Origin of the sequence: Campylobacter sp. CNRCH_2015_0338h (assembly GCF_025772785.1) — a bacterium.
In the GTDB taxonomy this organism is placed as follows: domain Bacteria; phylum Campylobacterota; class Campylobacteria; order Campylobacterales; family Campylobacteraceae; genus Campylobacter_D.
Genome location: NZ_JAKMST010000003.1, coordinates 148,689 through 169,062, shown reverse-complemented (window position 1 = coordinate 169,062; position 20,374 = coordinate 148,689). Strand labels below are relative to the sequence as shown.

Here is a 20,374-nt window from a genome sequence, read left to right as displayed (position 1 = left end):
AAGCTAACATAACAATTTATTTTCATTCTCAAGGTAGCAATTATGTATGATAAATCACTAGAAAAAGAATATTATAAAATTTGCGAAGAACGCGGATATTTTGAAATCAATGGTAATGAAAAAATTCAAGAAAAAGGCAAAAACTTTTGCATTATGATGCCTCCACCTAATGTAACAGGCGTTTTACACATAGGCCATGCCCTAACTTGTACTTTACAAGATATCACAACGCGTTATAAAAGAATGGATGGTTATAAGACTCTTTATCAACCAGGGCTTGATCATGCAGGCATTGCAACACAAAATGTTGTAGAAAAACAACTTTTAGCTCAAGGCATTAAAAAAGAAGAACTCGGTAGAGAAGAATTTATAAAAAAAGTATGGGAGTGGAAAGAACAAAGCGGTGGTACTATAGTTAAGCAAATGCGAATTTTGGGTATCACTCCTGCTTGGAGTCGTTTGCGTTTTACTATGGACGAGGGTTTGGTAAATGCAGTAAAAAAAGCTTTTGTAGATCTTTATGATAAAAAGCTTATTGTGCGTGGAAATTACATGGTAAATTGGTGTACTCATGATGGAGCATTAAGCGATATAGAAGTTGAGCATAAAGAAAATAAAGGAAAATTATATTATTTAAAATATTTCTTAGAAAATTCTCAAGAATACATCGTAGTAGCCACCACAAGACCAGAAACTTATTTTGGCGATAGTGCTGTAATGGTTAATCCAAACGATGAAAGATTTAAACACTTAATAGGCAAAAATGTCATTTTACCTTTAATAGATAGAAAAATTCCTATTATTGCTGATGAACATGTAGATATGGAATTTGGTACAGGCTTTGTGAAAGTAACCCCAGCACATGATCATAATGACTATGAAGTAGGCTTAAGACATAAACTTGAATTTATTACTATCTTTGATGAAAAAGGTATTTTAAATGAACATTGCTTGCATTTTAAAGGCTTAGAAAGATTAGAAGCAAGAGATGCTATTATAAAAGAATTACAAGAAAAAGGTTTTGTTGAAAAAATAGAAGATTATACTAATCAAGTAGGATATTGCTATCGTTGTAAAAATGTAGTAGAACCTTACATTTCTAAACAATGGTTTGTAAAAAATGAAATCGCAAAAGAAAGTATAGAAAAAGTTAATCTTGGTGGAAGTAAATTTTACCCTGCGCATTGGATTAATAGTTTTAATGCCTGGATGAGAGATTTAAAAGATTGGTGTATTTCAAGACAACTTTGGTGGGGTCATCAAATTCCTGTGTATTATTGTGAATGTTCTCATGAATGGGCAAACGAAGAAACTCCAAGTCAATGTCCAAAATGCCAAAGCACTAATTTCAAACAAGACCCTGATGTTTTAGACACTTGGTTTTCTTCTGGTCTTTGGGCTATGAGTACTTTAGGTTGGGGTAATAAAGACTGGGGCAAAAACACACTTTGGCATGAAGATGATTTAAAAGATTTTTATCCAAATTCTTTATTAATCACCGGCTTTGATATTTTATTTTTCTGGGTTGCAAGAATGATGTTTCAAAGTACTAATGCCTTAGGTGAGCTTCCTTTTAAAGATATATATTTACATGCTTTGGTTAAAGATGAACAAGGTAGAAAAATGAGTAAGTCTTTAGGTAATGTCATTGATCCTGTGCAAAGTGTGGATGAATACAGCGCTGATATCTTGCGTTTTACTCTTGCTCTTTTAGCTATCCAAGGTAGAGATATAAAATTAAGCAATGACAAACTCATACAAGTTAGAAATTTTACGAATAAGCTTTATAATGCAAGCAAATTTTTACTTTTAAATGAAGAAAAATTTGAAGATTTAGATAAAAGCAAAATTCAAACTAACTTGGCAAAATACATGCTGTCTCGTTTTGAAGTATGCGTAAAAGAAACAAGAGAAAATTTAGATAATTACCGCTTTAATGATGCGGCAAATACTTTGTATAGATTTTTCTGGGATGAATTTTGTGATTGGGGGATCGAGCTTAGTAAGGCTGAAAAATCAAGTATAAAAGAACTTGGAAGCATTTTTAAAGAAGCATTAAAGCTTTTAAATCCTTTTATGCCATTTATTAGTGAGTATTTATACCATGAGTTAAGTAAAACTTCTATCCAAACTCATGAGTCTATAATGATTTCAAGATATCCTAAATTTAATTCTAGCAATGAAAAAATAGAAAAATTATTTAATACCATTATAGAAAGCATAGTGAGTTTACGCCGTGCAAAAACCCTAGTAGAGCTTGCAAATGCAAAAATTCAAAAAGCTTGTATAAAATTAAATGATGAGAGTTTAATAGCTGAGTTGAAAAATTACACTAATTTTATCTCAACACTTGCAAAATGTGAAAACATCGAGTTTATTAGTACAAATTTAGAAAAATCCATTAGAGATGTAAGTGAGAATTTAGAAGTATTTATACCAACTCAAGATCTTGATTTAAGCGGTGTTTTAAATAGACTTAATAGTCAAAAAACAAAACTTGAAAAAGAATTTAACAAGCTAGATGCTATGATGAAAAATGAAAAATTTATCTCTAATGCACCGGCTGCGGTTGTTGAGCAAAATAAAACTCAACTTGAAAGCATTAAAACTCAACTTGAAAAAATCAATGATGAAATTTCTAATTTAGAAGGCTAATAAGTGATAAAAATACAAAATCTTAAAAAATATTATGGCAAAGAATTAGTTATAAATGATGTTTCTTTAGAAGTTAAAGAAGGAGAAATTTATGCTCTTGTTGGACACAGCGGGGCAGGAAAATCAACTTTGCTAAGATGTATTAATGGTTTGGAAAATTATCAAAGCGGTAGCGTAGAAGTTTTTGGTAAAGAAATAGCTACCTTAAAAGAAAAAGAGTTAAGAATATTTAGAAAAGATATAGGAATGATTTTTCAGCATTTTGCACTTATGAGTAGAAAAAATGTGTTTGAAAATGTGGCTATGCCTTTGGAAATTCATAATTTTGATAAAAGCGCAATTCAAAAAAGAGTTAATGAACTTTTAGATCTTGTAGGGCTTTTAGCTAAAAGCAAGGCTTATCCAAATGAGCTAAGTGGTGGACAAAAACAAAGAGTAGCCATAGCTAGAGCCCTTGCTTTAAATCCTAAAATTTTACTAAGCGATGAAGCTACTTCTGCACTTGATCCAAATACTACAAATAACATTTTAGAGCTTATTGCCAAAATTAATCAAGAATTTAATATCAGCGTAGTATTAGTAACCCATGAAATGGAAGCAGTAAAACAAATAGCACAAAAGGCCGTATTGCTAGAGCATGGACAAATTATAGGTCAAGGGAAAATTGAAGATTTATTCTTAAAACCAAGTGAAAAAATGCGTGAATTCTTAGGTGAAAGTGATTTTTTACCACAAAATGGAGTTAATGTACGCTTATATTTTTGCAAAGAAAAAGCAAACCAAAGCATAATCACTCATATGGCTAGAAGTTTAAATATTGATTTTAATATAGTTTGGGGTAAGATAGAAAAACTAAACAACAATGCTTTAGGAAATTTAGTAATCAATATAGAAGCTAAAGATCAAGAAAGAGTTTTAAATTATTTACAAGAAAATGGCGTTATTTGGGAGCTTGTATAATGAACTTAGAAACAATTTTAAGAAATTTTGAAAATATACTTTATCCAGCATTATTGGAAACTCTTTATATGAGTTTTACAGCCACTTTTTTAGCCTTTTTAATTGCACTTATCCCTGCAATTGTACTTACTGTTACTGATAAAGGCGGCTTATGGGAAAATAAAAGCATTTATAGTGTGCTTGATTTTATCATTAATATTTTAAGATCTTTTCCATTTTTAGTGCTCATTGTAGTTTTAAGTCCTTTTACAAAATATCTTATTGGCATTAGCATAGGTACAACCGCCACTATAGTACCACTTACCATAGGAATTGCACCTTATTTAGCTAAAATGATTGAAAGTGCATTTAAAGAAATTGATCCTGCTATCATTGAAGCAGCAAGATCTTATGGAGCTAGCAAAGCACAAATCATCTTTAAAGTTATGTTTAGTGAGGCTTTGCCAAGTATTATTAATGGTATTACTTTAATTTTAATTATTGTTATTGGATTTTCCGCTATGGCAGGAACTGTTGGTGGTGGTGGCTTGGGTGATGTGGCTATTCGCTATGGATATGAACGTTTTAGAACTGATATTATGATTCAAACTGTTGTGATTTTAATTATACTAGTGCAAATCATACAATTTATAGGAAATATTCTTTATAAAATCACCAAAAGATAAACAATGAAACATAAACTTGGTATTTTGCTAGCAGCAACTAAAAATTCAAGCTTTACCATAGGAACCTTGCTCATTAATATCATGGATGTTATGGGTGAAAAGGTGGATGTATTTTATATTTTACATGATGGCTTTAGCTTGAATGATCAAAATATCATGCAAAAAATTGTTAAAAACAAAACAATTAAATTTATTCCTTTTACTCAAGAAGATTTTTTAGCCACTCTTAGTAAAAATCAAAATGATATTGATAATTTATTTTTCTTAAAAAGATGGACGCATATGGCTTTTGCAAGATTTGAAGCTTTTAAGTTTTTAGATGAATGCGAGAGTATTATTTATCTTGATTTTGATGTTTTGCTTTTAAAAAGTATAGATGAACTTAGTAAATTAAGAGCTAGAAAATATCATTTTGGTGCAAGATTAGGTAAAACTTTGCTTCTTGAAAGCCTGCCTGCAAAAAAAGAGCATCATCAAAAACGTACGTATTTAACTGGAATTTTAGTCTTTACCGATCTTATACCTAATCCTTTGCAGTGTTATCAATTTATATATAAACATTTAAACGAAAACATTCAAAATTTAAACGATCAAGGATTGTTTACACTACTGGTGCTAGAACACAAATTTAAAATAAAAGATTTAAAAGATACTTATAATGGAAATATTGATTATAGAACCAATTTATCACAAAAAGCTTCTATAACACATGCTGAAGGTAGTAATAATCGTTTTTGGAATAATGTTTTATGCAATCAAACATGGCCTAAATGGCAAGAGTATTATGAAAAATGGTTAAAACTTGGTGGAAGTAGATATTTAGATGGAATAAAAGCTATTAACACTCAAGCAAAAGCAAGAATAAGATATCATTTATCATACAAACTAGGTTATGCTTTTATAGAATGTACTAAAAATAAGAAAAAAATTCCTTTTTTACCTTTTACTCTACTAAAGATTTACTATAAACACACAAAACTTGCCAAGCAATATCAAAAAGATTTAAAAACAAAACCTTATCTTAAACTTCCACCTTTATCAAGCTATGATGATTATAAAAGCGAAGGTATTAAAAATCAAAATACTTATTCTTATAAAATCGGACAAGCTCTCATTAAGGCTCAAAAAAATTGGCACAAAGGTGGTTATATAAAATTTATAAAAGAACTTAAACATTTTGCCAAAGAATATAAAAACAAACAAAAATAAAACTTTTCTTATCTTATTAATATTTTTATAATATAATCAAGCATTTTAAACTATAAAAAGGAGTTAAAATGAAATTGTTAAAATTGCTCGCTGCAAGCACAATTTTAGGTGCAAGTTTATTTGCTAATGAAGTTATCACTGTAGGTGCAACACCTGTTCCTCATGCTGAAATTTTAGAACAAACTAAAGATTTGCTAAAAAAAGAAGGTTACACATTGGAAATTAAAGAATTTAATGACTATGTTTTACCAAATCTTAGTACAGATAGTAAAGAACTTGATGCAAATTTTTTCCAACATCAGCCTTATTTAGATGAGTTTAATGCTAATAAAGGCACAAAATTAATTAGCGTTGCAAAAATTCACATCGAACCAATGGCAGTTTATTCTAAAAAATATAAAAACATCCAAGATCTTCCACAAAATGCTACCATAGCTGTACCAAATGATCCAACAAATGAAAGCAGAGCTTTGGATATTATCGCTAGCACAAAGCTCGTTAGTTTTGAAAATGCTGCATTAAAAACTCCACTTGATATTAAAGATAATCCAAAAAATATCAAATTTAAAGAGTTAAAAGCAGCACAACTTCCAAGAGCTTTAGATGATGTTGATTTTGCAGTGATTAATTCAAACTATGCCTTATCAGCAAATTTAAATCCTGTAAAAGATTCTATTTTAATAGAAAGCAAAGAAAGTCCTTATGCAAATATCTTAGTAACCACTCAAGATAATAAAGACAATCCTAAAATCAAGGCTTTAGTAAAGGCTTTACAAAGTCAAAAAGTAAAAGATTTTATCAATGAAAAATACCAAGGTGCAGTAGTCCCTGCATTTTAAAACAAACCTTGAGTTTTAAAACTCAAGGTTATTTATTTTTAATAAGCTCTGTGGTAATTTTAGCTATTTCTAATTCTTCTTCTGTTGGAACAATTAAAATTTTAATTCTAGAGTCTTTTTTATTAATCTCACCACTTCTAAGCTGTGCATTTTTATCTAAATCTATATCAAATCCCAAATGCGTTAGCCTTTGGCATACTTTTGCTCTAACAATATCATCATTTTCGCCTATACCAGCTGTAAAAATCAATGCATCAACTCTAGGCAAAATCGCAAAATAAGAACCGATATATTTACTCAAACGATAACAAAACATATCAAGAGCAAGTCTTGCTTTTTCGTTATTTTGTTCAATTTGAGCTTCAATATCTCTAAAGTCATTAAACCCACAAATTCCATAAACACCACTTTTTTTATTCATTATAGTGTCTAAATCAGACGGGTTTAAATTTAATTCTTTTGCCAAAAATGGCAATACAGCAGGATCAATATCTCCACATCTAGTTCCCATAATCAAACCTTCTAGCGGTGTAAAGCCCATAGAAGTATCTACGCATTTTCCATTTTCTATAGCACAAACACTCGCACCATTTCCAAGATGAGCGCTAATTGCATTAAATTCATTAATATCTTTACCAAGTATATGCGCAGCTTGCTTGCTTACATAAGAATGTGATGTACCGTGAAAGCCGTATTTTCTAACTTGGTGTTTTTCATAAAACTCATAAGGCAAAGCATACATATAAGCATAATCAGGCATACTTTGATGAAAAGCTGTGTCAAAAACTGTCACATTAGGAACTTGTGGAGCGGCTTTTATCATAGTTTTAATACCTATTAAATGCGCAGGATTATGTAAAGGTGCTATGTGAGCAACTCTATCAATTTCTTTTAAAATTTCATCATCCACCAAACAATGCTTGGTTAAATTTGGGCCTCCATGAACTATCCTATGTCCACATCCATCAAGTTCATTTAAATCATGTAAAATTCCACTTTGAGCAAATAATTCATTTACTAATTCAATACCTTGTTCATGATCTTTAATCGCCAATTCTTTTTTGTATTTTTGACCACTTTTTAGATCTTTTAATTCTATTTTAGAGCTTTGCTCGCCTATTTTTTCCACCAAACCAGATGCTAAAGCCTCATCTTTTTCAAAAAGCTTAAATTTAATTGAAGATGAACCTGAATTTAAAACTAATATTTTCATTTTTCTCCTTATTCTTGTGCTTGAATAGCACTTAAAATCACAGTATTAACAATATCTTCTACCAAACAACCTCTACTTAAATCATTAATCGGCTTTTTAAGACCTTGTAAAATCGGACCAATCGCTAAAGAATTTGCCGTTCTTTGAACTGCTTTATAACAAATATTTGCCGCATTTAAATCAGGAAACACATATACATTTGCTCTTCCTGCTACTTTAGAATTTGGCAATTTACTTTTTGCTGTTAGCATATCATATGCTGCATCAAATTGGATAGGACCTTCTAGCTCAAGTTGAGGATATTTTTCTTTAGCTATTTTAGTAGCTTCTTTAATTGCATCCACGCTAGCCCCGCTTCCACTATCTCCACTAGAATATGAAAGCAAAGCCACTTTAGGTTCAAGCCCAAAAGCTTTAGCGCTATTTGCGCTCACATAAGCAATTTCAGCAAGTTGCTCAGGAGTTGGATTTGGCATAACAGCACAATCAGCAAAAACCAAAACTTTATCTTCTAAAGACATAAAAAACATACCAGAAACCAAACTTACATCAGGTTTTGTTTTGATGATTTGCAAGGCAGGACGAATAGTTTCAGCAGTAGTTGTACTCGCACCACTTACCATAGCATGCGCTTTTTGAGTATGTACAAGCAAGGTCGCAAAATAAGTTTTATCTTGCACTAACTTTTTGGCTTCTTCTTTACTCATGCCTTTACTTTTTCTAGCTTCATACAAAAGCTCTTCAAATTCTTCATTATATTGAGAATTTTTAGGATTTATAATACGTACACCATCGATATTGATATTTAAACTATTAGCTTTAGCACAAATTTCATTGCTATCACCTAGCAAAATCAAATCAACAATCTCATTTTGCATTAAAAACTCGCTAGCTTTTAACACTCTTTCATCAAAACTTTCAGGTAAAACCACTATTTTTTTATCTGCTTTTGCTTTTTCAAAAAGCTCATAAGAAAATCTTGCCTGAGTTTTATAGGTATATTCTTGTAATAAATCCTGAGTAAAATCTTCATTTTCTTTTAACAAAACAAAGTCGCTAAGCTTTTGACTTAGTAAAAAATTTAACATAGTATGATTTTCATCTTGACTTTTTGCATATAATGGGGCATTTAGCTCTTTAGCTAAGGCTATATTTAAACCCAAATCTCCCATCAAGCCAAAATCATCTACTCCAACCACTATAACAAAATCATTTTCTTTTTTTAATTTTTCATAATCTTGAATTATTTTTTTAAAAAAATCATTTGAATTTTGAGCAAATTTGCTTTGATAATCATTTTTTTCAAAACTACTAAAAAAATCTATCTTGAAATTGGTTTTTGAGCATATTAAAGCAATTTTTTCTTTATTTTTTTCACAAAAAACAGGAAAATAAAAAGCTATTTTACCTTGAACTTTTTCTAAAGACTGTGTTAAAAATTTCTCATCAACACAATTTAATAAAAACATGGATTTCATTTTTTCCTCTTTTTTAACAAAATAATTGTTTTTTTGTAATATAATAATTTTAAAATTCATCACAATAATATAAGGTTATAAAGCTATGAAATTTAAAAATGTTAATTTTTACTTGTTACCTTTTGTAATGTTTGGTTGTAGCGCCACAGTCGATCCGCATATTAACATGAAACCTCCAACTTATGTAGAAGAATTGGCTCCAAAGCAAAATCATAACACCCAAAGCAATCCTGGATCGCTATTTGGTAAAGGAGATAATCCTTTATTTTCTGATAAAAAAGCAATGAATGTAAATGATTTAGTTACCGTAGTCATTAGAGAGAATGCCACACAAAACTCACAAGGCTCTAAAGCTACAAGTAAAAACAATAATGTTAATTTGGGCGGAGGACAAGTAACCACTGCTGCTGGACTTAGCAAAGCTAGAGATTTTATCAATGATTATACAAACATAGGTTATACCACAGCAAGCACTTCACAATATCAAGGCACAGGAAGCCAAACTAGAAGTGAAAATTTCCAGACCACCATTTCTGCTAGAGTGATTAAAGTTTTATCTAATGGAAATTATTTTATAGAAGGAAGTCGTGAGCTTTTAATTAACGGTGAAAAACAAATCATTCAGCTAAGTGGGGTTATAAGACCTTATGATATTTCTCAAGATAATATGATAGATAGTAAATACATAGCTGATGCAAAAATTCTTTATAAAACAGAAGGTGATATAGATAAATCAACGCGTAAGCCTTGGGGGACAAAATTCATGGAAACCATTTGGCCTTTTTAAGCTAAATGGTTTTACATAAAACTTGGCGCATCATTAGAAAATAAAATCAAATCTCCATTTTGGGTTAATTTTGATAAAGCTTGCACAAGTTGAGATTTTTCTTTTAATACATAAAAATCTAATGCAATATGTTTTTGCAAAATCGCGCTATTAGCCTCTGAAGTAATAATTACAAAATCAAAACATTCATTGATTATCTTGCATAATTTTATATTTTCTTCCTCATTAACTTCAACTATACCAGGGGTTACCAAAATTTTTCTTCCTTGATAGTTTTTACAAAGCTCATAGCTTTGACTCATACCTTTAAAATTTCCATTAAAACCATCATCTATAATAAATTTAGGCTCTTTAGAAATCACTTGCAAACGATGCTCTACTGCTTTTAAATTTAATACGCTTTTTATAATATTTTCTATTTTTATTCCTAAATAATGAGCAAGTAAAATACACACGCTAATATTATAAGCATTAAAAGCACCTAATAAATTCGCATGAAAATCATAAATATTATCATCTAATCTTACTTTAAAATCTAAACCTTCTAAACTTGCCCTAACATCACTTAAACAATTATCATAAAATTCATTTTCATATAAGGTGCTTGAGTGTAAAAAGTATTTTTCCAAACGTTTGGATTTTAAAGCTTGCAACTTAGCACTACGGATGTTATCTTGAGTTTTAAAATACTCCAAATGCGCCAAACCAATCTCACCTACTATACAAATTTGAGGATTTAAAAACTCTGTAATTTCTAAAATATCATTTTGCTCTCTTGCGCCAGCTTCTACGATATAAATTTCAGTATTACTTTCTAAATTTTCATTGATATCTTTTACTATACCCATGAAAGTATTAACACTTCTTGGAGTTTTATAGCACTTAAACTCATCTTTTAAAAGTTCGTATAAAAAATTTTTTATACTTGTTTTTCCAAAACTTGCAGTAATTAGAATAATTTTTAAATTTGGATTATCACAAATCTTTTTATTTGCCTTTTTTATAAATATATTTTGGTTTATTTTTTCTACTAAAAAGCTTAATAAAAATGCAGCTACTAAAGCTTCTAAACCTATCCAAAAAAATGGCATAAATACTAAAGTAAAAAGCGACAAAAATAAAAAATAACGCTTAATCCTAGCAGTAAAAACTAGCTTTTTATCTAAATTTTTATATAAGTATCCACCATATAACAAAGATAAAGCAAAAACTATAAAATATAAATAAAAATTTCCACTATACAAAGAAAACACAAAAGCAAAATAAGGAATTATTAAAAAATATAAATGCCACAAAGGCTTAGCAAAATGTAAAATTATGCGTGAGAATTTATAAGAATACCATTGCAAACCTAAAATCAGGTAAAATCCAAGTAAAAAATTCAAACTTAAAAAGGCTATCATACTAATCATTTTTTAAAAATTCCTCATGTATTTTTTCATTTATAAAATCAGCATGTTTTAAAAAGAAAAAATGATCCCCATCTAATGCAAAAAATTTCCCTTTTTGTGCTAGAGAGTGGATAATCGCTCCACTTTTTAAAGGCGTAGCCTTATCTTCATTACCCCAAAAAATCAAAATAGGGTTTTTAAGCTTTTGAAATTCATTTTCTAAATTTTCATTAACAACCTTCTTAAAGGTTTCATACATCACTTCACTCATGCCTTGAGCGTCTTTACTAATAAAAAATTTCCTCCAAAAATCCCCATAAGGAAGATTTTTTAAAATTTTAAACAAGGCTATTTTAAACCTCACTTTAAAGCTTTTTGGCAAAACCACACCTGCACTAGAAAGTAAAATCAAACCCTGAAAATTAGCATTTTGACACATAATAGTCGCAACTTTTCCGCCAAAAGAATGCCCCATTAAATAATCTGTTTTTTGCTCAATTGTAGTTAAAAAGTCTTCTACAACCTTGGCATAAGCATAAGAATCCATAGGTGCATCTATGCTTGAATTTCCAAAACCAGGTAAATCTAAATAAATTTGTTTAAAATCACTCAAAGGCTTTTCAAAAGCTTGTTTCATAAGCTCTTTATTAGCACCCCAACCGTGTAAAATAAGAATTGTTTTTTCACATTTTGGATTGATGATTTCATAACTTAAATTATAAAAATATCCATTAGAATATACTCTAGTTTTTGCCATTTCTAGCCTTTTTTATCTTTATAAATCTTTTCTAAAAGCATTACAGCTTCATTTAAACGCTCATATTCTTCAAAACTTAAAAGCACGGCTTCAAATTTATTATTTTTTACTATCACCACTCTACCGTTTTCGCTCTTTTTTGTTTTTTCAAGCATAGTACTGAAATTTCTTACTACTTCAGTTGCAGTATAAATTTCATCTTTGCTAAAAGTAGCCATGATTATAACTTACCTTTTTGTCCATTAATACTGTGAATAAAAGCATAATCGATCTTAATTTGCTTTTCTAGCTCTATATTTTTAGCTAAATTATCAACTGTATTGGTAAAATCTTCAAATAAATAATTTGCCAATGATCCTGGGTTTGGATTGATCTCATTTAAATAAACCTCATCACCTATCACAAAAAAATCACAGCGAATCAAAGCTCCTTTAAATAAAGGATTGTAAATTCTCGTAAAATTATCTCTTAGTTTTTGCTTTAATTCTTCACTAATATTTGCTTCACCGACTTTAGAACTTTCTGAAAAACCTAAATATTTTTGTTCAAAATCTAAAATTTCATTTTTTCTAGGCTCTTCAATGATAGAAAATTCCATTTTTTCACCTATCATACAACCTGCTAAGTTATATTCTTTAATATTGCTTACAAATTTTTCAACCACAACATCCTCATCAAATTCAAAAGCAACATCTTTAGCATATTTAAGCTCACTTTCATCTTTAACTATACTTATACCTATGCTACTACCTAATCTTGCAGGCTTTAAGATGCAAGGAAAGTCTAAAGAAACATTTTGCTCTTTATGCAAATTTAAAACCTTATAATCAAGTGTTTTTACCCCTACACTTTGTGCATAAAGTTTAGTTAAAACCTTATTAAAAGATAAAACACTAGCTTCTATGCGCGGTCCTATGTATTTTATACCATAAAAATCAAGCAAAGCAGCTATTTTGCCATCTTCGCCATCTTTTCCATGTACGATATTTACCGCTACATCAATGTCAAGTTTTTTCTCGCCTAACATAGTTTTTATAAAAAACCCACCCTGCTTTAGCACCAAGGCTTTTTCTTTTTTATAAGCACCACTACTAAAAGTTTTTGCATTCATTTTTTCTTCATCTATAAGAAAAAATTCTTTATTTTTATCACAAAATATAAATTTTTTTTGCGCTTTGAGTACTTTTTTTAATACTACAGCACTCACAATGCTAATTTCATGCTCATAAGAATTTGCACCAAAAATTACACCATATATCATTATATTTTTCCTTTTATTATGCTAATTTTTTCAAAGCCTCTTTAATAAGCTCACTAGTATTTTTACTCTCACAAGTTCTTAAAACCTTTAAAATATTTTCTTGTTTAAAACCAAGTGAAAGTAAAGCTGCCAAAGCTTGTGCTTGGTCTTGATTGGAATTTTCTATATTGATTTTTGCATCACTTAACTCAGCTATAATTCTTTTTGCACTCTTTGGACCAATACCAGGAACCTTTTTAAATACACTCTCATCACCACTTTGCAAAGCCGCATAAAAAGTATTAGTATCTAAGCTTGAGCAAAGCGCCATAGCAGTAGTTGCTCCTATACCACTAATTTTAATTAATAATTCAAACATTCTTTGCTCATTAATATCTAAAAATCCATATAATTTATGAGAGTCTTCTTTGATAATTTGTGTGATTAAAAACTCAACCTTTTGATCTTTTTCAAAATTACTTGAGCAAAAAAGCGACACATAAACACCATAACTTACCCCACTTGAAGTTTTTAAAACAACAAAAGTAGGTTCTTTTTTACTCACTATTCCTTCAATTGCCACTATCATTTAGCTTATTCCTTGTAATTACTAATAGAGCGAATTTCATAAACACTCATCCCGTTTTCAGTATCTATTTTTTCAAGCTCAAAACATTGAATTTTTTCTTCACTATGAGGATGATAGCTTAATTCTTTTCTAGGATTTAATAAAACAAATTTAACCTCGTTTAAATCCGTCCATTTTCCACTTTTATTAATAATTTTTGATTTTAAAAGTTCATCTTGAATTTTTTTAAGCTTTTCTATATTTGTTTTTTCTTCTTCTTTTAAGGTTTCTATTTTATTAGCTAAAATATTTAAATTTTCAATCTTTTGATTAAAATCTTTAATAGTAATCTTATAAGCCTGTGGCACAGCTCTTTTTGCACTCATTAATTCTTTTGCCTTTTGCTGCAAAATTCTCACAGAATCTTTACTCACATGGATAGTATGCTTGGTTTCTTCAATTTCTTTGACTAAATTTTCTTGTTCTTTTTTTAACTCTTCAATATGCAAAAGTATCTCTTCTCCACTTTTTTCTTTATCAAAAGCTTTGAGATCTTGAATTACAAGTTTATTGCCACTTCCTTGAACTTTTTCAACATGAATCAAGCTTTTAGCAATACACAAACAATTACCACCAAGCTCTTGTATGTAAATTTCATCCGCAATAATCTCCCCACCCACAGCCTTTTTAATATTTACTTTTTTAGCCTTGATAGAACCATTTTCTAAAGTTTCAGCAAAAACTTCCTCGGCCTCACAATATCCTCTTAAGATATTAACCTCAACCTTTTGCCCTATAATAGTGCTTTTATGATGCATATTACCTTTAAGAATTACTTTTTTACCTCTTAAAACAGAATCTTGAGCCATATTACCAGTAACTTCTAATTCTTGAGCTTCAACAGTAATCCTAGGACCTATTGCATCTTCTAAACTATTTGTATTTTTAATCACAATGATAACTTGTTTATCAAAACCCGCCCAAATAGAACCCGTACTTTTAAAATCAACCTTATTAAATTCTAAATAATTTTCTATCTCATAAATAGATTTTTTTTGGATAATAAAGCCATCTTTTTTGGCAATATATTTTATGCTTTCATCATCTTCTTTAACTTCAAAATTATCCGAACAAACAACTTTTTCTTTATTTGTTTTTGGCGGAAGTGCTTTTAAAATTTTAAATCTTAAATCCTTGCCATCGCTACCCTCTTTTGGTTTAATCCTCTCAATAGCCACCTCATCTTTTCCTATGGGTGCTACATAGTTTCTATTCATCACATCATTGTGCTTTTTTAGATTTTCTAGGTAGTGATATTGAATTTCTTCATTTGTAGGCTCTTGTGGATTAACCCCCTTACATACTTCAAATTCAACTTCAAAATCAAATTTTTGCTTTTCTTTAACTTTGGTATTAAAATCAATAATTTGCTTTTTAAAATCAAAAATTCTAAATCCAAGTAAATATTTTTCTTTTATCATCGCTTTGTAAATAGCTTCTAAAAGTTCTAGCGCCAATTTATCATGAAAAGCAATAATTTCACTGGCTTTAACACTAGCTTTTAATAAAGTACAAATTTCGTTGGTATATAAACTAATCTCAAAAGTTGGTGAGTGTGCAAATTTTTTAAAATAAATTTCTATTTTATACTCTTGCTCTATACTTAAATCATGAATTAAAAATTTTTCATCTTCTTCAAAAATTTTTAATTCTTTTTCATTAACTTTTATCCATTCTTGATTATCATAAGTATAAGAAGTACTAAAACTTAATAATCTAAAATCAAGTTCATCAACTTCGCATTTATTTTCAGAAGCAAATATCAAAAGCTCTTTATAAGGGTCTTTAGTATATAAAATTTTCTTCTCTTCCATAGCTTAAGCTTCCTTATTGTGTATAAAATTTTGATTTTAGCAAAAATAAAATCAAAATTTAGTTAAAATTATTGCTACTAAAAAATTTTATAATACTCAAACTAATATTTAAAGAATGAAAATTAATGAGAAAAAATATTGTTTTTAAAAATTTTATCATCAATGCCTTAGGAATTTTATTTTCTAGGATTATGGGTGTTTTAAGAGATATTGTTTTAGCTTTATATTTAGGAGCTGGAATTTATAGTGATATTTTCTTTGTAGCTTTAAAAATGCCTGCTTTTTTTAGAAGAATTTTTGCAGAAGGGGCTTTTGGACAAGCTTTTTTACCAAGTTTTTTAAAAGCAAGTAAAAAAGGTGCTTTTTGCATAAATGTCTTATTACAATTTAGTGTTATAGTGTTTTTAACCTGTATTTTGGTGAGTTTTTTTGCTGAATTTTTTACAAAGATTTTTGCCTTTGGTTTTAACAAAGAAACGATCATTCTAGCTGCGCCTTTAGTTTCTATTAATTTTTGGTATTTATTTTTTATCTTTTTAGTAACTTTTTTAGGCTCTTTGTTAAATTATAAACAAAATTTTTTCATCACTTCTTTTTCTGCTTCATTTTTTAATCTTTTTGTTGTGATTGCAGGATTTTTTGTTAGTCAAAATGAACCTTTAGAAGCTTTGTATTATTTTTCATATGCGACTGTTTTAAGTGGTCTAACTCAACTTATATGGCATATTTTTGCTTTAAAAAACACTAGAATTTTAAAAAGTATGTATTTAAGCATAAAACTTAAAAAAACAAAAACTAATTTAGATAAATTTCACTCTACTTTTACCCATGGACTTTTAGGCTCTTCAGCAAATCAAATTAGTTCATTATTAGATACTACTATAGCTAGTTTTTTAATGGCTGGAAGTATTTCGTATTTGTATTATTCTAACAGAGTTTTTCAGCTTCCTTTAGCTCTTTTTGCAATCGCTCTAAGTCAAGTAAGTTTTCCCAAAATACTAAGACATTTAAAAGCAAATGAAGAACAAAAAGCCTTGGCTTTTATGCAAAAAGCTTTTGAGTATTTAAGCGTGCTTTTGATTTTAGCTAGTATAGTTGGGATTATCTTAGCTAAAGAAATTGTGGAGTTTTTGTTTCAAAGAGGAAATTTTAATCAAGAAGATACAAAAATCACTGCATTTTTATTACAAGCTTATCTTTTGGGGCTTTTGCCTTTTGGCTTGCAAAAACTTTTTTCTTTATGGCTTTATGCTAAATTTAAACAAAAAATAGCCGCTATAATAGCCTTTAAAACACTTTTTATATCAGCATTTTTTAGTATAGTGATTATTTTACTTATTAAAGAAGAAGCTTATAAGAGCTTAGGTATTGCACTAGCTTCATCTATTAGTGCTTTTTATTTATTATATGCTAATATAAAAGAATTTGGCTTTAAAAATCTTTGGAGTATTTTTAGGGTTAAATTTTGGCTTATAAGTATAGTATTTTTAAGTTTATTTGCTCTAGGCTTATTTGAAATTAAAGATATTTTAATACAATTTTTAATTGAAATTTATCATTTTTTAAAGGTTTGTTTTAATGGTTTTTTTTGATAGTGTTTTAAAGAAAAAATGCGAATTTATCCCACATGAGACAAAAAAAGCAAACATTTATCTATGCGGGCCTACTGTATATGATGATGCACATTTAGGGCATGCAAGAAGTAGTGTATGTTTTGATTTTTTAAGAAGAGTTTTGTTAGCAAATGATTATGAAGTAGTTTTTGCTAGAAATTACACTGATATTGATGATAAAATCTTAAAAAAAATGCAAGAAAGTGGCAAAAGTTTAGAAGAAATTACAAATTTTTATATTAAAAGATATGAAGAGGATATGCAAGCACTTAATATCTTAGAACCTGATTTTAAACCAAAGGCTACAGCTTATATTGAGCAAATGATTATATATATAGAAAAACTTTTAGAATTAAACCTAGCTTATAAACTTGAAGATGGGATTTATTTTGATACTAGTAAAGATGATAAATACTTTTATATCTCTAAAAGAAATTTAGAAGATAATCAATCACGCCTAGAAGAAAGCGTGGCTAAAAAAAATGATAGCGATTTTGTTTTATGGAAATTTGATGAAAAATTTTATCCTGCAAGTTTTGGCAAAGGAAGACCAGGTTGGCACACAGAATGCGTTGTGATGATAGAAAGTATTTTTAAAGATAAACTTGATATTCATGCAGGGGGTATAGACTTACTTTTTCCTCATCATGAAAATGAAGCTTGCCAGTGTCGTTGTAAAAACAATCATGAATTAGCTAATTTTTGGCTACACAATGGCTTTGTACAAATTAATGGTGAAAAAATGAGTAAAAGCTTAGGAAATAGCTTTTTTCTAAAAGATTCTTTAAAACTTTTTAGTGGAGAGGTTTTGAGATTTTATCTTTTAAGCGTGCATTATAGAGCGCATTTTAACTATGCTTTAGAAGACTTACAAGCTGCTAAAAAAAGACTTGATAAATTTTATCGCTTAAAAAAACGCTTAAATTTAAATGCTTTTATAGATGAAAAAACTACCATAGAAAGTGAAGTAGCTAAAAATATCTTAGAAGTTTTAAATGATGATTTAAATGCCTCTAAAGCCTTAGCTTTACTTGATGAGTTTATCAATGAAAGTAATATTTACTTAGATCAAAACCCAAAAGATAAAACTTATAAAATACAAGTAGAAAAAACCTTAAAAGAACTTGCTTTTATTTTTGGTATAGGCTTCATAGATACCATAAAATATTTTCAATTTGGTATTAGTGAAGAAAAATGTCAAGAAATAGAAGAAAAAATCGCTCTACGCAACAAGGCAAAGCAAGAAAAAAACTATGCCTTAGCAGATCAAATTCGTGATGATTTAGCTAAAGAGAATATTCTTTTAATGGATACACCAAATGGTGTGGTATGGGAGAAAAATGGATAAAAATTACAAAGAAATGAAGCTTAAAGAGGTTTTTACTCGCTTTAAGCCTTATTATAAAGATTATTGGTTTTATTTTGTTTTAGCTATTATAGGTATGCTTTTAACTAGTGGTGGAACAGCTGCTAGTGCATACATCATAGAGCCTATTTTAAATAAAATTTTTATAGAAAAAAATGTTGATTTGCTTTACTACATGCCTTTACTTGTTGTTTTAATTTATGCTTTAAAAAATCTTGGTGCTTATATGCAAGTTTATTATATATCTTATGTTGGGACAGATATTTTAAGAAGATTAAGAGAATTAGTCCTTGGCAATCTTTTGCGCTTAGATATGAGCTTTTTTCATAAATACAGAAGCGGGGAATTAATCAGCAGGTGTACTTCTGATATTGGAGCTTTGCAAAATATAGTTTCTACTATCATACCTGAAATTTTAAGAGAAAGTTTAACCGCAATTGGACTTTTAAGCGTAGTGATTTATCAAAGCCCAAAGCTTGCTTTTTTTGCTTTAGTAATTTTGCCTTTAGCAATTTACCCTCTTGCTATTTTTGCTAAAAAAATCAAAAAAATAGGACGCAATACCCAAGAAAAAAATTCTGATCTTACTTCAAGATTAAGTGAAATCTTTTCTAATATAGAACTTATTAAAGCTTCTAATGCAAGTAAAAATGAAATGCAAAAATTCAGCCAAACAAATAGCGAAGTTTGCAAACTTTCTTTAAAAGGCATTAGAATCGAAGCTTTAAGTAGCCCTTTAATGGAATCTATGGGTTCAATTGGCTTTGCAATAGTAATTATAATAGGTGGCAAAGAAGTAATTGATGGAAGTTTAAGCATAGGTTCTTTTTTTAGTTTTACTACAGCTTTATTTATGGCTTATACTCCTATTAAAAGACTTTCTTCACTTTATACAAGATTACAAAATGCTGTGGCAGCTAGTGAGAGAACTTTTTATCTAACTGATTTAGAACCACAAATTAAAGGCGGTGAAGAAAAACTTACAGAAAATATCCAAAATATCCATTTTAAAAATGTCTCTTTAAGCTATCAAAAAGATAAAATGGTATTAAAAGATGTAAATTTTTCTTTTAACAAAGGAGAAATTCTAGCCTTAGTTGGATCAAGCGGTGGAGGAAAATCTTCTATTATCAATCTTTTGATGTATTTTTTTGAAAAAGATAGCGGTGAAATTTTAATCAATCAAAAAGATATTAGTTCTTTTGATATTGTTAATTTAAGAGAAAATATCTCTTTGGTAACTCAAAATATTTATATATTTAATGACACTATAGCTCAAAATATAGCTTATGCTAAAGAATATAATGAAGCACGTGTAGTAGAGGTTTTAAAACAAGCTAATGCTTATGATTTTGTTCAAGAACTTGGTGGTATACATACTGAATTAAAAGAACATGGAAAAAATCTCTCAGGTGGACAAAAACAACGCATTGCTATAGCAAGGGCTTTATATAAAAATCCTCAAATTTTAATTTTTGATGAAGCAACCTCAGCACTTGATAATGAAAGCGAAAAAGCCATAGTAAGAACTATAGAAAGCTTAAAAAAAGATCGTTTGATACTCATCATCGCTCATAGACTTAGCACCATAGAAAATGCCGATAAAATCGCTGTGCTTGATAAAGGAAAAATAGCTTCTATAGGAAATGATGCTTATTTAATGCAACATTGTGAAATTTATCAAAAATTAAAACAAAAAGCACAAAAAACTGATAAAGTCAAAGAAAATGAAAACTAAAAATTATCATTTTTTTAGTAC

General features: G+C 29.0%; 16 protein-coding genes and 1 pseudogene. 9 read left to right on the top strand and 8 right to left on the bottom strand.

Annotation, left to right across the window (positions count from 1 at the left end):
• Positions 1 to 42: 42 nt before the first annotated feature.
• From L8X30_RS03390 to L8X30_RS03370, 5 genes and pseudogenes are all read left to right on the top strand, one after another.
• Positions 43 to 2,655 (top strand): valine--tRNA ligase, encoded by a 2,613-nt coding sequence (locus L8X30_RS03390; RefSeq protein WP_263679006.1) that lies wholly within the window; start codon positions 43 to 45, stop codon positions 2,653 to 2,655.
• A 3-nt stretch (positions 2,656 to 2,658) separates the two neighbouring features.
• Complete coding sequence (locus L8X30_RS03385) at positions 2,659 to 3,615, top strand: methionine ABC transporter ATP-binding protein (protein WP_263679005.1); 957 nt, start codon at positions 2,659 to 2,661, stop codon at positions 3,613 to 3,615.
• Positions 3,612 to 4,274, top strand: a pseudogene (locus tag L8X30_RS03380) (methionine ABC transporter permease); the annotation flags it as partial. The gene L8X30_RS03385 and the pseudogene L8X30_RS03380, both read left to right, overlap by 4 nt.
• A 9-nt stretch (positions 4,275 to 4,283) precedes the next feature.
• Positions 4,284 to 5,489, top strand: a complete 1,206-nt coding sequence (locus tag L8X30_RS03375; RefSeq protein ID WP_263679004.1) for a glycosyltransferase — start codon at positions 4,284 to 4,286, stop codon at positions 5,487 to 5,489.
• Between the two features lie 68 nt (positions 5,490 to 5,557).
• Positions 5,558 to 6,328, top strand: coding sequence for a MetQ/NlpA family ABC transporter substrate-binding protein (locus L8X30_RS03370; RefSeq protein ID WP_220516277.1), 771 nt, complete (start codon positions 5,558 to 5,560; stop codon positions 6,326 to 6,328).
• 28 nt (positions 6,329 to 6,356) lie between these two features.
• On the opposite strand, the gene L8X30_RS03365 is transcribed toward L8X30_RS03370, so the two are convergent.
• Together L8X30_RS03365 and pta are read right to left on the bottom strand one after the other, a co-directional pair.
• Positions 6,357 to 7,541 carry an acetate kinase gene (locus tag L8X30_RS03365; protein WP_263679002.1) on the bottom strand — a complete coding sequence of 395 codons (1,185 nt, stop codon included), beginning with the start codon at positions 7,539 to 7,541 and terminating at the stop codon, positions 6,357 to 6,359.
• An 8-nt stretch (positions 7,542 to 7,549) separates the two neighbouring features.
• The gene (gene pta / locus L8X30_RS03360) at positions 7,550 to 9,019 is read right to left on the bottom strand and encodes a phosphate acetyltransferase (RefSeq protein WP_263679001.1); all 1,470 of its coding nucleotides are present in this window, start codon (positions 9,017 to 9,019) and stop codon (positions 7,550 to 7,552) included.
• Between the two features lie 85 nt (positions 9,020 to 9,104).
• Between pta and flgH the strand changes: the two genes are divergently transcribed.
• Positions 9,105 to 9,806 carry a flagellar basal body L-ring protein FlgH gene (gene flgH / locus L8X30_RS03355; protein WP_263679000.1) on the top strand — a complete coding sequence of 234 codons (702 nt, stop codon included), beginning with the start codon at positions 9,105 to 9,107 and terminating at the stop codon, positions 9,804 to 9,806.
• 11 nt (positions 9,807 to 9,817) lie between these two features.
• Here flgH and L8X30_RS03350 read toward each other — a convergent pair whose 3' ends face one another.
• From L8X30_RS03350 to L8X30_RS03325, 6 genes are read right to left on the bottom strand one after another with little or no spacing between them, the layout of a single operon-like run.
• On the bottom strand, positions 9,818 to 11,218 hold the full coding sequence (locus L8X30_RS03350; protein WP_263678998.1) for a Mur ligase family protein: 1,401 nt from the start codon (positions 11,216 to 11,218) through the stop codon (positions 9,818 to 9,820).
• Positions 11,211 to 11,954, bottom strand: coding sequence for an alpha/beta fold hydrolase (locus L8X30_RS03345; protein WP_263678997.1), 744 nt, complete (start codon positions 11,952 to 11,954; stop codon positions 11,211 to 11,213). Before L8X30_RS03345 ends, L8X30_RS03350 begins: the two co-directional genes overlap by 8 nt.
• A gap of 2 nt (positions 11,955 to 11,956) precedes the next feature.
• Positions 11,957 to 12,172 carry a type II toxin-antitoxin system Phd/YefM family antitoxin gene (locus L8X30_RS03340; protein WP_012661347.1) on the bottom strand — a complete coding sequence of 72 codons (216 nt, stop codon included), beginning with the start codon at positions 12,170 to 12,172 and terminating at the stop codon, positions 11,957 to 11,959.
• Positions 12,173 to 12,174: 2 nt separating this feature from the next.
• The gene (locus L8X30_RS03335) at positions 12,175 to 13,215 is read right to left on the bottom strand and encodes a D-alanine--D-alanine ligase (RefSeq protein WP_263678995.1); all 1,041 of its coding nucleotides are present in this window, start codon (positions 13,213 to 13,215) and stop codon (positions 12,175 to 12,177) included.
• A gap of 16 nt (positions 13,216 to 13,231) precedes the next feature.
• Positions 13,232 to 13,783: a Holliday junction branch migration protein RuvA gene (gene ruvA / locus L8X30_RS03330; RefSeq protein ID WP_263678993.1), complete on the bottom strand. Its 552-nt coding sequence runs from the start codon at positions 13,781 to 13,783 to the stop codon at positions 13,232 to 13,234.
• 5 nt (positions 13,784 to 13,788) lie between these two features.
• The gene (locus tag L8X30_RS03325) at positions 13,789 to 15,636 is read right to left on the bottom strand and encodes a FapA family protein (RefSeq protein WP_263678992.1); all 1,848 of its coding nucleotides are present in this window, start codon (positions 15,634 to 15,636) and stop codon (positions 13,789 to 13,791) included.
• 125 nt (positions 15,637 to 15,761) lie between these two features.
• Between L8X30_RS03325 and murJ the strand changes: the two genes are divergently transcribed.
• The 3 genes from murJ to L8X30_RS03310 are packed head-to-tail and all read left to right on the top strand — an operon-like array spanning position 15,762 to position 20,353.
• On the top strand, positions 15,762 to 17,228 hold the full coding sequence (gene murJ, locus L8X30_RS03320; RefSeq protein WP_263678991.1) for a murein biosynthesis integral membrane protein MurJ: 1,467 nt from the start codon (positions 15,762 to 15,764) through the stop codon (positions 17,226 to 17,228).
• Positions 17,215 to 18,597: a cysteine--tRNA ligase gene (cysS, locus tag L8X30_RS03315; RefSeq protein WP_263678989.1), complete on the top strand. Its 1,383-nt coding sequence runs from the start codon at positions 17,215 to 17,217 to the stop codon at positions 18,595 to 18,597. The genes murJ and cysS overlap by 14 nt, the downstream gene beginning before the upstream one ends.
• Positions 18,590 to 20,353: an ABC transporter ATP-binding protein gene (locus L8X30_RS03310; RefSeq protein ID WP_263678988.1), complete on the top strand. Its 1,764-nt coding sequence runs from the start codon at positions 18,590 to 18,592 to the stop codon at positions 20,351 to 20,353. The genes cysS and L8X30_RS03310 overlap by 8 nt, the downstream gene beginning before the upstream one ends.
• The last annotated feature ends 21 nt before the right edge of the window (positions 20,354 to 20,374 follow it).